We start from the raw sequence: 13,201 nt of genomic DNA, 5'->3' as shown, positions 1-13,201 counted from the left end.
GGACGGCCCCGCCGTCGCCCGCTGGATGGCGGCGACTGTACGCGGATCCCCCGTCCGTGTATACATGTTTGTCAATAAGCGCCGCCCGCCGCCGCCTTGCTGCGGCCCACCCCCCGAACACGCCCTCTTTTGCATACACTGATGTAGTGTCTGATGCAGAAACCGCGCGCCTGCCCGCGGTGGCTCGCCCTCGACGAGGAGGAAGACATGCAAGACCGCATCGTCCTGCTGGACGGGGCCCGCACCCCGGTCGGGTCCTTCGGCGGCGCCTTCAAGTCCGTGCCGGCGCATGAGCTGGGCGCCACGGCGGTGCGTGGGGCGCTGGCCCGCGCCGGCGTGGCCGCCGAGGAGGTGGGGGAGGTTGTCATGGGCTGCGTGGGGCAGACCGGGCCGGACGCCTACAACGCCCGGCGCGTAACCCTCGCCGCGGGCCTGCCCGACAAGACCCCGGCGTACACCGTCAACCGCCTGTGCGGCAGCGGCCTGCAGGCCGTGTGGTCCGCGGCGATGCAGCTACGCTGCGACCCCGAGGTGGCCTTCGCCGTCGCCGGGGGTGACGAGAACATGACCCGCCAGCCGTTCCTGGACTTCTCGGCCCGTACGGGCTATGCCCTCGGCGACCGCACGTTTGTCGACGGGACCGTCGCTCTCCTCACCGATCCCTTCCACGGCATCCACATGGGCCGTACGGCCGAGGCGGTCGCCAGGCGGTACGGCGTCAGCCGGGCCGACCAGGACGCCTTCGCCGCCGAGAGTCAGCGCCGAGCGGCCCAGGCCGAGGCCCGGGAGGCCTTCGCCGAAGAGATGGTTCCCGTCGAGATCGGCGGGCGGCGACCGGCGGTCATCACCGACGACGAGCACCCCCGGCCCGACACCACCGTCGAGGCCCTCTCCCGCCTCCGCCCGGTGTTCGAGGACGGAGGCACGGTCACCCCGGGCAACGCCTCGGGGATCAACGACGCCGCCGCAGCCCTCGTGCTCACGCGCGAGTCGGTCGCCCAAGACCGTGGGCTGAGACCGCTCGCCGTCCTCGAGTCCGTGACGACGGCAGCGCTGGAGCCCGAGATCATGGGCTACGCGCCGACCCTGGCCATCGGCAGGCTCCTGGAGCGCAACGGGCTCACCGTCGCCGACGTGGACGTCGTCGAGCTCAACGAGGCCTTCGCCGCCCAGGCGCTGGCCGTGATCCGCGACGCCGGCCTAAACCCCGAGCGGACGAACCCCTACGGAGGCGCCATCGCCCTGGGCCACCCCATCGGCGCGACCGGGGCCATCCTGACCCTCCGGGCCGCCAAAGACCTCGTGCGCCGGGACCTCGAGCTCGCCGTCGTCTCCCTGTGCATCGGCGGCGGGCAGGCCCTCGCTGCCCTGCTGCGCCGCTACGACGGCTGACGGCTCGCGGGAAATGCCCCTAGTGAGCGGTACATCTCGTGCTGAATACGCGTGCACATGGCGTGCGTCGGCGTTCGGTCACGTCAGCCCTTACTCGCCTTCGTTCTCCTAGATTCACCGACCGATCCGCTACCGCCGGCCGTAGCCGAACGGTCCGCTGGTCGGGTCCCTCCGCGCGGCGGCGCACGGCACCTTGCAAAGCGGCGCATGACGATCCGGTTGCCCATGGGCAGCTCAGCGTGCCCCAAGGCGCTCCTCCTCCAAGAGCCGCTGCAGCGTGTCCGGCAGAGTGCAAGTGCGGGCGGTTGGTGGCCAGCTGCCTCCGCTGGCGGCCGAGCAAGTCGCCGTAGGCCGCGAGCGCCGCCGGGGAGGTCCAGGCGCGCACCAGACTGCCTGCTGGCGGCGGCGGTCGTGCCATCGGCTGCTGGAGCGGACCAGTCGTTCCCGCTGGCGGCCGGGCGAGGATGAATATTCCCGCCGGCAGTCCGGCGTGGGAACCGGTCGGCCACCCGGCGACCTTTCATGGTGGTGCCCGGCGGCCAAGGCCAAGGCCGTCCCGGCATGCACAGGCCCCCGCGAGCTCGCGGGGGCCTGGTGGTCAGCTCACTTGAAGGCGTCCTTGGCGTCTCGCCCGGCGTCCTTGACCTGCTCCCCGGCCTTCTTGAGGCCGGCCTTGGTCTGCTCGGCCTGACCCTGGGCTTCCATGTCCTCGTTGCCGGTCGCCTTGCCGGTGGCTTCCTTGATCTTGCCCTTCGCCTCTTCGGCGGCGTGGCCCATCTTGTCTCCCAGACCCATCGTGGGCTCCTTCCCTCGACGATCACCATGCGGGATGGCAGTTCAACGGTAGGTCCCCAACCTCCTGGCCGCACCCCGGCGCCGCGCAGCAGACGGCAGCTGCCGGGGCCGTCCCGTCCCAGCATGCGGACCTCACGAGGCCTGCCGTGCTCGATCCTGGACCTGCCCACGGGCGACGCCATGCGGGTGTTCACTGCTGCCATGAAGCCCTTCGCCCTGCTCGCCTCGCGCAGCGAGGACGTGGCCGCGGACGAGGAGTACGCCAGCTTCCTGCGCTTCACCGGCCTGCGCCCGGACCAGCTCGCCCGCATCCGCATGGAGTCGGGCCGCTTCACCCCGCTGGACCTCGACGACTACTCCGGCCTGTTCCTGGGCGGCAGCCCGTACACCGCCTCGATCCCCACCGAGTACAAGAGCGACGAGCAGCTGCGGGTGGAGACCGAGCTCGGCGGGCTGTTGACAGACGTTCGGGCCAGGGACTTCCCGTTCCTCGGCCTGTGCTACGGCGTCGGCACCCTGACCAGGCTGGCGGGGGGCGTCGTCGACGGGACCTACGCGGAGGAGACGGCCGCCGTCGAGGTGCGGCTGACCGCCGAGGGCCGGGACGACGCGCTGCTGGCCGGGGTGCCGGAGCGCTTCCATGCCTACGTCGGTCACAGGGAGGCGTGCCGGGTGCTGCCGCCCGGCGCCGTCCTGCTCGCCTCGTCGGCGGCCTGCCCGGTGCAGATGTACCGGCTCGGCGCCAACCAGTACGTCACCCAGTTCCACCCGGAGATGGACCGGGAGGCGATGATGACCCGGATCGACGTCTACCGGCACGCGGGGTACTTCCCCGCGGCGGATGTGGACCAGGTGATCGTCCGCGTCTCACGCGCCGACGTGCGCCACTCGCACCGCCTGCTGCGCACCTTCGTCGAGCGCTACGCCGGCTGACGCATGCGCCCGTCGGGCGCCCGCTCACGCCCGCCGCGGCAGGACACGCCCGCCGAGGTAGAACACGCGCACCGAGGTAGAACCTCGCAGACGGTCGCAGGGCTCTACCTCGTCCCGAACGTGCTACCTCGCGACGCGCGGGGGACGCGCCACCGGCCGGACCGCCCGCCAAGCGCGGACATGGCAGCCAGCGGACATGGCAGCCAGCGGGCACGGCAGACAACGGGCACGGCAGCCAGCGAGCACGGCAGACAACGAGCACGGCAGACAGCGGGCACGGCAGGCAGAACGGTGGACACGGCGGTGCGCCCGGCAAGCAGCGAGGGGCCCGGCGACCGTGGTCGCCGGGCCCCTCTCCCGTGTGCGGAGTGCTGCTGGGTCAGCCCTCGGGCTGGAGCTGACCGCCCCCGCCGGCGCCGCCGCCCTCGGGCGCCGTCGGCATGTCCCGCTGCTCGACCGTGCTGCCGTGGCCGACGGCCACGGGCTCCGGCTTGGCGATCTCGCCGGCGGGCACGCCCTTGAAGATGAACTCGCCGAGCAGGCCCTCGCCCTGCGCGTCGACCATGATCTTCTGGCCGTGCTTGAGCTCGCCGAACAGGATCTTCTCGGACAGCACGTCCTCGATCTCCCGCTGGATCGCGCGGCGCAGCGGCCGGGCGCCGAGGACGGGGTCGTACCCGCGCTCCGCCAGCAGCTCCTTGGCGGACGGCGTGAGCTCGATCGTCATGTCCTGGTCCCGCAGGCGCTTGTCCAGGCGGGCGATCATCAGGTCGACGATCTGGACGATCTCGTCCTCCGACAGCTGCGGGAAGACGATGACGTCGTCCACGCGGTTGAGGAACTCGGGGCGGAAGTGCTGCTTGAGCTCCTCGTTGACCTTCGTCTTCATCCGCTCGTAGCTGTTGGACAGCTCGCCCTGCGCCTGGAAGCCGGTGAGCAGGCCCTTGGCGATGTCCCGGGTGCCCAGGTTCGTCGTCATGATGATGACGGTGTTCTTGAAGTCGACCACACGCCCCTGGGAGTCGGTGAGGCGGCCGTCCTCGAGGATCTGGAGCAGCGAGTTGAAGATGTCCGCGTGGGCCTTCTCCACCTCGTCGAACAGGACCACGGAGAACGGGCGACGGCGCACCTTCTCGGTGAGCTGACCACCCTCCTCGTAGCCGACGTACCCGGGCGGGGAGCCGAAGAGCCGCGAGACGGTGTGCTTCTCGGAGAACTCCGACATGTCGAGCTGGATGAGGGCGTCCTCGTCGCCGAAGAGGAACTCCGCCAGCGCCTTGGCCAGCTCGGTCTTCCCGACGCCGGTGGGGCCGGCGAAGATGAACGAGCCGCCGGGCCGCTTCGGGTCCTTCAGGCCCGCACGCGTGCGCCGGATCGACTGGGACAGCGCCTTGATGGCGGCGTCCTGGCCGATGATGCGCTTGTGCAGCTCGTCCTCCATGTGCAGCAGCTTGGAGGACTCCTCCTCGGTCAGCTTGAACACGGGGATGCCGGTGGACATCGCCAGCACCTCGGCGATGAGCTCCTCGTCCACCTCGGCGACGGCGTCCAGGTCGCCGTTCTTCCACGACTTCTCGCGGTGCGCGCGGCGCTCGCCGAGGCGCTTCTCGTCGTCGCGCAGGCGCGCGGCGCGCTCGAAGTCCTGGTCGTCGATCGCCGACTCCTTCTCGCGGCGCACGTTCGAGATCTGCTCGTCGAGCTCGCGCAGCTCCGGCGGCGCCGTCATGCGGCGGATCCGCAGGCGGGCGCCGGCCTCGTCGATCAGGTCGATGGCCTTGTCCGGCAGGAACCGGTCGGAGACGTAGCGGTCCGCCAGGGTGGCGGCGGCCACGAGCGCCTCGTCGGTGATGGACACGCGGTGGTGCGCCTCGTAGCGGTCGCGCAGGCCCTTGAGGATCTCGATGGTGTGCGCGAGGGTCGGCTCGGCCACCTGGATGGGCTGGAAGCGGCGCTCGAGGGCGGCGTCCTTCTCGATGTGCTTGCGGTACTCGTCGAGCGTGGTCGCGCCGATGGTCTGCAGCTCGCCGCGGGCGAGCATCGGCTTGAGGATGCTCGCCGCGTCGATCGCGCCCTCGGCGGCGCCCGCCCCGACGAGGGTGTGGATCTCGTCGATGAACAGGATGATGTCGCCGCGGGTGCGGATCTCCTTGAGCACCTTCTTGAGGCGCTCCTCGAAGTCACCGCGGTAGCGCGACCCGGCCACGAGCGAGCCCAGGTCGAGCGTGTAGAGCTGCTTGTCCTTCAGGGTCTCGGGCACGTCGCCGCGCACGATGTCCTGCGCCAGGCCCTCGACGACGGCAGTCTTGCCGACGCCGGGCTCGCCGATGAGGACGGGGTTGTTCTTGGTCCGGCGGGACAGCACCTGCATGACCCGCTCGATCTCCTGGGTGCGGCCGATGACCGGGTCCAGCTTGCCCTCGCGGGCGGCCTGGGTCAGGTTGCGGCCGAACTGGTCGAGCACCGCGGAGCCGGAGGGCTGGCCCTCCTGCGGGCCGCCGGCGGCGACGGGCTCCTTGCCCTGGTAGCCCGAGAGCAGCTGGATGACCTGCTGGCGCACGCGGTTGAGGTCCGCCCCGAGCTTCGTGAGCACCTGGGCGGCGACGCCCTCGCCCTCACGGATCAGGCCGAGCAGGATGTGCTCGGTGCCGATGTAGTTGTGGCCGAGCTGCAGCGCCTCGCGCAGGGACAGCTCGAGGACCTTCTTGGCGCGCGGCGTGAAGGGGATGTGACCCGAGGGCGACTGCTGGCCCTCGCCGATGATCTCCGTCACCTGGGCGCGCACGGCCTCGAGCGAGATGTCCAGCGCCTCGAGCGCCTTCGCGGCAACCCCCTCACCCTCGTGGATCAGGCCGAGGAGGATGTGCTCGGTGCCGATGTAGTTGTGGTTGAGCATCCGCGCCTCTTCCTGGGCGAGGACCACCACACGACGGGCACGGTCGGTGAATCTCTCAAACATGTGCACTCCTCACGGGCGGCTGCCTCGGCCAGTGCCCGGCGGCGACCGGTCTGGGCAGCGTTCGTCAAGGCTAACGGCGCGGGGGCGGCCGTACTGCCCGTGTTCGCCACCGGCGTGATAGGGGCGCCCGGGGTGCGGAAGATGCCCGACCGTACTCAGCCGAGGGCGGCGGAGAAGGCGTGCAGCAGCCGCTCGTCGAACAGCACGAACCGCACCTCCTCCACGGTGGTGGTGCCGACGTCGGTGACGTCCAGGCCGCACACGTCCCGCCCCGACGCGGCGTCCTGCCGGGCGGCGAAGCCGCGCACCGCGTCGACGGCGATCCGCGCGACGTCGTCGGCGTCCCAGCCGTACACGCCGGCGCTGACGGCGGGGAAGGCGACGGTGCGGGCGCCGATGTCCGCCGCGACGGTCAGCGAGCTGGTGAAGCACGAGGCCAGCAGCGCGGGGTCGGTCTCGCCCCGGTGCGCGTTGGGCCCCACCGTGTGGATCACCCACCGGGCGGGCAGCCGGTACCCCGCGGTGGGCACGGCCCGGCCCACCGGCAGGCCGTCCGGCAGCTCGGTGCGCCGCAGCTCCATGCACTCCTCGAGGAGCTCGGGCCCCGCGGCGCGGTGGATGGCGCCGTCCACCCCGCCCCCGCCCATCAGGGAGGAGTTCGCCGCGTTGACGATCGCGTCGACCTCCTCGCGGGTGATGTCGCCCTGGACGGCCTCGATCCTCATGCCCGCATCCTCCCGCGCGTCGGCGTGGACGGGCGACACCGCGGTGGACCGCCGGCGCGGCGGCGCGTGACGGTGGACGACCGGGTCAGACCTCGACGAGCACGGTGACCGGGCCGTCGTTGACGAGCTCGACGGCCATGTCGGCCCCGAACCGTCCCTGCGCGACCTCCACGCCGCGGCCGCGCAGGTCCTCGACGACGGCCTCGACCAGCGGCTCGGCCACCGGGCCGGGGGCGGCCTTGTTCCAGGTGGGGCGCCGGCCCTTGCGGACGTCGGCGTACAGGGTGAACTGGGAGACGACGAGCACCGGGGCGTCGGCGTCCAGCACGGAGCGCTCGTCGCGCAGGATCCGCAGCTCGGCGATCTTCCGGCTGAGCCGGGCCACCTGGTCGGGCCCGTCGTCGTGCGTGACGCCCACGAGGGCGACCAGGCCGGGTCGCCCGATCTCGCCCACCACCTCGCCGTCGACGCGGACCGCGGCACGGGTGACCCGCTGCAGCACCGCCCTCACTGCCTCACCAGCCGCCGCCGCGCGGAGGGCGCCGCTGGCCGCGGCCGTAGCCGGAGACGGCGGGGCGCACGTCGGCGAGGTAGACGCCCGCGGGCACGACGGCGATGAACTGCAGGAAGCCGACCGAGCCACCGATCCCGACGAACCCGACGGCCGCGGCGACGCCGGTCAGCACGAGCCAGAAGTTCTTGGTGCGCTTCCCGGCCGCCACGAAGGCCGCGGCCGGGCGGCGGGCGGCGTCCACGAGCGCCCACACCTCGATGCCGAAGAGCACGAGGGCCAGCGCCAGCATGACGTACTGCTGCAGCATGTAGAGCACCAGCAGAGCGTATCCGCCCATGCCGGCAGCGCGAACGGCGGAAGCACTCGCCGCGGGCACGCGTCGTCGGGCAGCATGGGGCGATGGACGTCGCGCACGCCCCGCTCACGCCGTCCCGCCGGCAGGTCCTGCTCGCCGGCGCGGTGGCCGCTCCCCTGCTCGCCGCCTGCGGTGCCGACGACGTCGCACCGGGCGGGGGCTCAGGGGCCGGCTCGGCGGGAGGGCCCGCGGGCGGGACCATCGAGTCCGGGACGGGGCAGCCGCTCGTCGGCCTCGCCGACGTTCCGGTGGGCTCGGGCGTGGTGGTCGAGGGCGATCCCGCCGTCGTCGTTGTCCAGCCGGAGGCGGGCACGGTGCTGGCGTTCAGCGCCGTGTGCACGCACCAGGGCTGCCTGGTGGCGGTGGACGGCGACCAGCTCGCCTGCCCGTGCCACGGCTCCCGCTTCACCGCGGCGACCGGCGAGGTGCTGAACGGGCCGGCGACCGAGCCGCTTCCTCCCGTGCCCGTGCTCGTGGCGGGACAGGACGTGGTGCGCGGCTGATCAGTCCTCGGCGAGCTGGTCGAGCGCCTGGGCCTGGCTCATCCCGGAGATCTGCAGCGCGTCCACGGCGAGCGATCGCAGCAGGGACACGAGCGTCTGGAGCCGCCAGCCCTCGTACCGGTCCGGGCGCAGCTCGCTGGCGACCCCGACGAGGGTCTGCCGCGCGTGGTCGGGTGGGTCGCCGCGCCCCACCGCGCCCGCCAGCGAGGACATGGCCGTGGCGAGGGTGTCGACGTGCGCGGCGACGTCCGGCGCGGGCCCCTCCTCCTCGATGGCGAACACCGCCCGGCGGCTGACCACCCGCGCGTTGCGCATGGCCCGGTCCGCCAGCGTGCAGGCGCGCGTCAGCTCCGCGACCGTGCCCCGCTCGGACCGCAGGCCGGGGTTGACCCGCACGAGGTCGCGCGCGCTGCGCGTCGCGGAGGCCCAGGAGTCCAGGATCGGCTGGGAGCCGCGGCCCTGGGCGAGGGCGTCGGCGGCGAGCTGGGCGTCGCCCTCGCGCAGGCCCCGGGCGAGCGTGGTCAGCAGCGACGCGATCTCCGCCAGCGCGGTGCGGGCCAGGCGGCGCGGGCGGCGGACGACGTCCACCGGCAGCACCGCGGTCACCAGCAGTGCCAGCGCCGCCCCGACGAGGGCGTCCGACCACCGGCCCATCGCCCCGTCCGTGGAGAGCGAGGCCGGCATGGCGACGATGAAGACGCTCTGCACGCCGGCCTGCGTGGTCAGGAGCACGCCGCGGTCGAGGAACTTGGCGGTGAGGGCGGCGATCAGGAGCACGACGGCGATCTGCACCGGCCCAACCCCGAACAGGTGGACGAACAGCTCGCCCAGCAGCACCCCCACCGTGACGCCGGCGCCCAGCTCGGCGACCCGACGCAGCTGGCGGTCCTGGCTGTGCCCGAGCGCCAGCCACGCGGCGATGGGGGCGAAGACGGGGACGTCGTGGCCGAGCAGCTGCCCGGAGACGAAGAAGGCGACCCCGGCGGTGACGGCGGCGGTGAGGATGGGCACGAACGCGTCGCGCACGCGCCGCCCGCCGACGCGCGCCCGGACGGTGAGCAGCACGCGCCAGCGGCGCAGGTCCATGGAGTGGCCCAGCCCCGCAGCGATGAGCCGGGCGGCGGCGGGCGCCCCGCGGGCGCGCCGGCCGGGTGGAGCGGCGTCCCGGGACGCACCCGCCGGCGTGGCCCCGCGGCGCTCCCCGCCGCCCGGCCGGTCCGGCTGCTGCGTCATCTGCGCAGGTCGCGGCGCCGCAGCTCGGAGCCGGGCCGCTCGGCCGGGCGGGCGTCGGTCGTGCCGTCGGGGTTGACGACGACCTCCTGCGCCGCGGCCACGCCGCCGACGTCGAGCGTGGCGTCGGCGGGCACCGACCGCTTGACCACCGCCAGGCCCACGGGGCCGAGCTCCTCGTGGCGCACCACCGAGGTGAGCCGGCCGACGGCCTTCTCCCCCAGCCGGACCTCCGCGCCCGGGTCGGGCAGGAGGTGCTCGGAGCCGTCCAGGTGCAGCATCACGAGCCGCCGGGGCGGCCGGCCGAGGTTGACCACGCGGGCGATCGTCTCCTGGCCGCGGTAGCAGCCCTTGGACAGGTGGACGCCGGTGCGCAGCCAGTCCAGCTCGTGCGGGATGGCGCGCTCGTCGACCTCCCGCGCCAGCCGGGGGCGCCAGGCCTCCACCCGCAGCGCCTCCCACGCCCAGGTGCCCGCGAGGCGGCCCGGGCGCCCGGCGGCGTCGGGGGCGCAGAAGCGGTCGACGACGTCGCCCAGGGCGTCACGGCGCACGAGGGTCAGGGCGCGGCGGATCTCGATGCCCGGGTGGTCGGCGTCCTTCGGGCCGTACGCCGTCGAGCCGGGCGCGGTCCGCGGCCACGGGTCGTGCCACGTGAGCAGGTGCGCGGGGTCGCCGGTGAGTCGCTGCCAGCCGCCGGCCGCCGTGCCGAGGACGGCGACGTCGTCCGGCCGCTCGACCTCCACGCGGAGCATGAAGCGCATCTTGTCGAGGAACTCCGCCAGCGGGTCGGCGTCGGCGCGCTCGGTGACCAGCCAGGTGCGCGTGCCGTCGTCCTGCACCGCGGGGGCGTGCTCGATGTGCCCGTTGACGTCCAGCAGCAGCAGCTCCGTGCTCACCCCGGCCTCGAGGCCCAGCAGCAGCTGCGAGCTGAGCGTGTTCAGCCAGCTGATGCGGTCGGGGCCGCTGACGGTGACCACGCCGAGGTGGGACAGGTCGACGACGGCCTCGCCGCGCGCGAGCGCGCGCTGCTCGTGGACGGGGTCGCCGAGGTGCAGCGGCACGCCGGCGTCCGGCCCGGGGCCCTCGACGGCGCCGGGACGCCCCAGCAGCGGGCTGCGGTACGCCGCCTCGTCCACCACGCTCATCTCACTCCTCCCGGCTGAGCCGGCCGGAGGCGTAGGACTGCAGCTCGTGGCCGAAGGCCGCCAGGTCCATCGCCCACAGCAGGTCGTGCTTGACCAGTCCGTACATCCGGCGCGCGCCGGAGACCTCCGCCGCGGTGGCGGTGCGCACCACGGCGTCGGTCGCCAGGTTCACCCGCGGCCCGCTGACCGAGCCCACGTAGACGCTCAGGTGCCCGGCCGGGTCGGATACCAGCACCTCGAGCTCGGTCGGCTGCGTCTCGGCGCCGTCGCCGCGCCTGAGCGCCCCATTCCCGGCTGCCGGGTGCGCGGCGGGGACCGGCCGCCAGTAGGAGGTCTCGGTGGACCACTGCTGGGCGGGCACCAGCGCCGCGGCCCCCTCGCGCCCCGTCATCTCCTGGTGCACCTCGCCGGAGCGGGTCTGGTCGGCCAGCCAGATGGTGCTCGTCGAGCGCAGGTAGGGACCGCCGTCGTGGTCGAAGACGATCTCCTGGACGAAGGTCTGCTCGTCGACGCCCGGGTAGCCGAGCATCCCGAAGCCGCGCCACCGCCCGAGCAGCCACGCGATGGGGTAGCACTCCGGGGCCAGGTCGTCGGGGATGGTGAAGGGCATGTCCCCAGGCTAGCCTGAAGGGCGCGACGTCCGGCGGCAGGCGTCACACCGCCAGGAGCCGGGAGACCAGGTAGACCGGCACGCCGGCGACGAGCAGCGGCAGGACGGCCGCGGAGAGCGCCGGGCGGACGCGGCTGGAGGCGGGGAAGCGGCCGAAGAGGACGTGCAGCGCGGCGGTGAGGATGCCGGCGGCCAGGCCCACGAGGACGCCGGGCACGACGCCGACGACGCCCAGCAGCAGGCCGGCGACCAGCCCGGCCGCGCCGCCCGCGACCGTCGAGAGCGACGCCACGAGCTCGGGCCGCCCGGGCACGGCGGTGGCGGAGGCCGCGGCGGCGATGGCGGCCGCGCCGGTGACGACCAGTGACGCCGCCAGCGGTCCGGTGTCCGCGGCCACCCAGCCGGCCGCGGAGACGACCACCACGGCGCCGGCGACGACGCCGGAGACGGACTCGACCAGGCGTGGGCGGCCGTCGCGGCGGAGCATCTGGTGCACGAAGGCGGCGACCACGGCGATGCCCATGACCACGGCGAGGGTGCCCACGGAGAGCACACGCACCGCCGCAAGCGCCGCGACGGCGGCGAGACCGATGACGACGCGCGGCCCGCCGAAGGTCGGCAGGTCGAGCAGCCGCGGCCAGCCGGCGGCGAACACGACGGCAAGGACCAGCACGAGCGCGGTGAGCAGGTCGCGCGAGAAGTAGCCGGCGACGGCGACCGCGGCGGCACCCAGCGCCGTGACCGCGGCCCGCGTCGACGCCCCCATCATCGGGCCGCTCCCCCGCGGTCCGGCCGTGCGGGGCGGGCGGGCGTCCGTCCCGCCCGACGCACGGAGAGGGAGGACGCAGGCACGGTCCGATTCTTGCAGATGGCTCGCGGACGGGCCGACCGGGGCACTCGGCGCCGCGGTGGGGGCCGCCCTTCCGGGATGGTCGCCGTGAACGAGCACCCTGTGGTGGCCATTACAGTGACCTCCAAACCCGGGAGAGGAGGGGATGGTGGCGGAGCTCTTGCTGCTCACCGCTGAACCGGGCGGAGCGGCGCGCGTCCTGCCCTCGCTCACGCTGCTGGGTCACCAGGTCACCGTGGCGGCCCTGTCGCCGTCTTCGATCGTCGAGCACCAGGACGTCGCCGCCGTGCTTCTGGACGCCCGCCGCGACCTCGTCTCCGCGCGGACGCTGTGCCGGGTGCTCAGCGGCCCGATGCAGGGTCCGCCTGTGCTGCTCGTCCTCGCCGAGGGCGGATTCACGGCGGTCTCCAGCACCTGGGGCGCCCACGACGTGATCCTCGAGACCGCCGGCCCGGCGGAGATCGAGGCAAGGCTGCGGATGATGGCGGAACGCAGCCAGATCGGCACCGAGGATGAAACGCCGGAGCAGCTCGAGGCGGGCGACCTCGTGATCGACGCCTCGGCCTACACCGCGCGGATCCGCGGGCGCGTCCTGGACCTGACCTACAAGGAGTTCGAGCTCCTCAAGCACCTCGTGCAGCATCCCGGCCGGGTCCTCACCCGGGCCCAGCTGCTGCAGGAGGTCTGGGGGTACGACTACTACGGCGGCACGCGCACCGTTGACGTCCACATCCGCCGGCTGCGCGCGAAGCTGGGCGCCGAGTACGACCAGATGATCGGCACGGTCCGCAACGTGGGCTACCGGTTCGACCCCCGCGGCCGCGACGTGGTGACCAAGGCCCCCGAGGGTGAGCCGGCGGTGGCGGAGTAGCGGGACCCACGTCGTCGTGGGGATCGCGGGGCGCGTGCGCCCGTTCGCTGAGGACGCCGGGCCGGAGAGCGCCTGTCGGCGCGAAGGCCGCTCGTAGCGGCTTGTGTTGGAGCCCGGGGCTTTCGCGACCCGACGTCGCGAACCACTCTACGTCAGCGGCCCGGATGACGCGCGAGTCGAGCGGGGGTGGGGAATGCCACCGGCGCGAGCAGGGCCACAGGACTGGCACGAATCGGGCCTGGTTCGGTCAGCCTTGCCACTGCCTGGCCACCCGCGCGCCGGCTCGACGACGGCACGACCACCCGCGCGCCGGTCGAGGCCC

Annotated in this window: 13 protein-coding genes; 4 read left to right on the top strand and 9 right to left on the bottom strand. The window is 73.6% G+C overall.

Going from position 1 to position 13,201, the window contains the following annotated elements:
• Window positions 1-153 precede the first annotated feature (153 nt).
• Window positions 154-1,392, top strand: a complete 1,239-nt coding sequence (locus tag ACF0H8_RS04555) for a thiolase family protein (protein ID WP_395287800.1) — start codon at window positions 154-156, stop codon at window positions 1,390-1,392.
• Window positions 1,393-1,995: 603 nt separating this feature from the next.
• Here the strand turns inward: ACF0H8_RS04555 and ACF0H8_RS04550 are convergent.
• Entirely contained in the window at window positions 1,996-2,187 is a 192-nt protein-coding gene (locus ACF0H8_RS04550) for a CsbD family protein (protein ID WP_395287799.1), read from the bottom strand.
• A gap of 123 nt (window positions 2,188-2,310) precedes the next feature.
• On the opposite strand from ACF0H8_RS04550, the gene ACF0H8_RS04545 reads away from it, so the two are divergent.
• Entirely contained in the window at window positions 2,311-3,120 is an 810-nt protein-coding gene (locus ACF0H8_RS04545; RefSeq protein WP_395287798.1) for a glutamine amidotransferase, read from the top strand.
• 379 nt (window positions 3,121-3,499) lie between these two features.
• Here ACF0H8_RS04545 and ACF0H8_RS04540 read toward each other — a convergent pair whose 3' ends face one another.
• The 4 genes from ACF0H8_RS04540 to ACF0H8_RS04525 all read right to left on the bottom strand — a co-directional run bounded on the left by ACF0H8_RS04540 (window position 3,500) and on the right by ACF0H8_RS04525 (window position 7,622).
• Window positions 3,500-6,076 (bottom strand): ATP-dependent Clp protease ATP-binding subunit, encoded by a 2,577-nt coding sequence (locus tag ACF0H8_RS04540; protein WP_395287797.1) that lies wholly within the window; start codon window positions 6,074-6,076, stop codon window positions 3,500-3,502.
• Window positions 6,077-6,231: 155 nt separating this feature from the next.
• Complete coding sequence (locus ACF0H8_RS04535) at window positions 6,232-6,801, bottom strand: O-acetyl-ADP-ribose deacetylase (protein WP_395287796.1); 570 nt, start codon at window positions 6,799-6,801, stop codon at window positions 6,232-6,234.
• An 85-nt stretch (window positions 6,802-6,886) separates the two neighbouring features.
• On the bottom strand, window positions 6,887-7,312 hold the full coding sequence (gene dtd / locus ACF0H8_RS04530) for a D-aminoacyl-tRNA deacylase (RefSeq protein WP_395287795.1): 426 nt from the start codon (window positions 7,310-7,312) through the stop codon (window positions 6,887-6,889).
• Between the two features lie 4 nt (window positions 7,313-7,316).
• A complete protein-coding gene (locus ACF0H8_RS04525; RefSeq protein ID WP_395290807.1) occupies window positions 7,317-7,622 on the bottom strand; it encodes a DUF2516 family protein in 306 nt (101 codons plus the stop codon).
• Between the two features lie 92 nt (window positions 7,623-7,714).
• Between ACF0H8_RS04525 and ACF0H8_RS04520 the strand changes: the two genes are divergently transcribed.
• Window positions 7,715-8,173, top strand: a complete 459-nt coding sequence (locus ACF0H8_RS04520; RefSeq protein ID WP_395287794.1) for a Rieske (2Fe-2S) protein — start codon at window positions 7,715-7,717, stop codon at window positions 8,171-8,173.
• Here the strand turns inward: ACF0H8_RS04520 and ACF0H8_RS04515 are convergent, their stop codons facing one another.
• From ACF0H8_RS04515 to ACF0H8_RS04500, 4 genes are read right to left on the bottom strand one after another with little or no spacing between them, the layout of a single operon-like run.
• A complete protein-coding gene (locus ACF0H8_RS04515; protein ID WP_395287793.1) occupies window positions 8,174-9,406 on the bottom strand; it encodes an aromatic acid exporter family protein in 1,233 nt (410 codons plus the stop codon).
• Complete coding sequence (locus tag ACF0H8_RS04510; protein ID WP_395287792.1) at window positions 9,403-10,548, bottom strand: YgfZ/GcvT domain-containing protein; 1,146 nt, start codon at window positions 10,546-10,548, stop codon at window positions 9,403-9,405. The genes ACF0H8_RS04515 and ACF0H8_RS04510 overlap by 4 nt, the downstream gene beginning before the upstream one ends.
• Before the next feature lies 1 nt (window position 10,549).
• A complete protein-coding gene (locus tag ACF0H8_RS04505; protein ID WP_395287791.1) occupies window positions 10,550-11,158 on the bottom strand; it encodes an FABP family protein in 609 nt (202 codons plus the stop codon).
• Between the two features lie 43 nt (window positions 11,159-11,201).
• Complete coding sequence (locus tag ACF0H8_RS04500; protein WP_395287790.1) at window positions 11,202-11,927, bottom strand: hypothetical protein; 726 nt, start codon at window positions 11,925-11,927, stop codon at window positions 11,202-11,204.
• 229 nt (window positions 11,928-12,156) lie between these two features.
• On the opposite strand from ACF0H8_RS04500, the gene ACF0H8_RS04495 reads away from it, so the two are divergent.
• On the top strand, window positions 12,157-12,879 hold the full coding sequence (locus ACF0H8_RS04495; RefSeq protein WP_395287789.1) for a winged-helix domain-containing protein: 723 nt from the start codon (window positions 12,157-12,159) through the stop codon (window positions 12,877-12,879).
• Window positions 12,880-13,201 lie beyond the last annotated feature (322 nt).

The organism is Georgenia sp. AZ-5, from assembly GCF_043952095.1.
Taxonomy (GTDB): Bacteria; Actinomycetota; Actinomycetes; order Actinomycetales; family Actinomycetaceae; genus Georgenia.
This window is presented reverse-complemented; position numbering and strand designations above follow the sequence as displayed.

Excerpts from the sequence above, each read along its gene's own strand:
- ACF0H8_RS04555 (WP_395287800.1), top strand. The coding sequence starts at position 154 with ATGCAGAAACCGCGCGCCTGCCCGCGGTGGCTCGCCCTCGACGAGGAG.
- ACF0H8_RS04550 (WP_395287799.1), bottom strand. The coding sequence starts at position 2,187 with ATGGGTCTGGGAGACAAGATGGGCCACGCCGCCGAAGAGGCGAAGGGC.
- ACF0H8_RS04545 (WP_395287798.1), top strand. The coding sequence starts at position 2,311 with ATGCGGACCTCACGAGGCCTGCCGTGCTCGATCCTGGACCTGCCCACG.
- ACF0H8_RS04540 (WP_395287797.1), bottom strand. The coding sequence starts at position 6,076 with ATGTTTGAGAGATTCACCGACCGTGCCCGTCGTGTGGTGGTCCTCGCC.
- ACF0H8_RS04535 (WP_395287796.1), bottom strand. The coding sequence starts at position 6,801 with ATGAGGATCGAGGCCGTCCAGGGCGACATCACCCGCGAGGAGGTCGAC.
- ACF0H8_RS04525 (WP_395290807.1), bottom strand. The coding sequence starts at position 7,622 with ATGCTGCAGCAGTACGTCATGCTGGCGCTGGCCCTCGTGCTCTTCGGC.
- ACF0H8_RS04520 (WP_395287794.1), top strand. The coding sequence starts at position 7,715 with ATGGACGTCGCGCACGCCCCGCTCACGCCGTCCCGCCGGCAGGTCCTG.
- ACF0H8_RS04515 (WP_395287793.1), bottom strand. The coding sequence starts at position 9,406 with ATGACGCAGCAGCCGGACCGGCCGGGCGGCGGGGAGCGCCGCGGGGCC.
- ACF0H8_RS04510 (WP_395287792.1), bottom strand. The coding sequence starts at position 10,548 with ATGAGCGTGGTGGACGAGGCGGCGTACCGCAGCCCGCTGCTGGGGCGT.
- ACF0H8_RS04505 (WP_395287791.1), bottom strand. The coding sequence starts at position 11,158 with ATGCCCTTCACCATCCCCGACGACCTGGCCCCGGAGTGCTACCCCATC.
- ACF0H8_RS04500 (WP_395287790.1), bottom strand. The coding sequence starts at position 11,927 with ATGATGGGGGCGTCGACGCGGGCCGCGGTCACGGCGCTGGGTGCCGCC.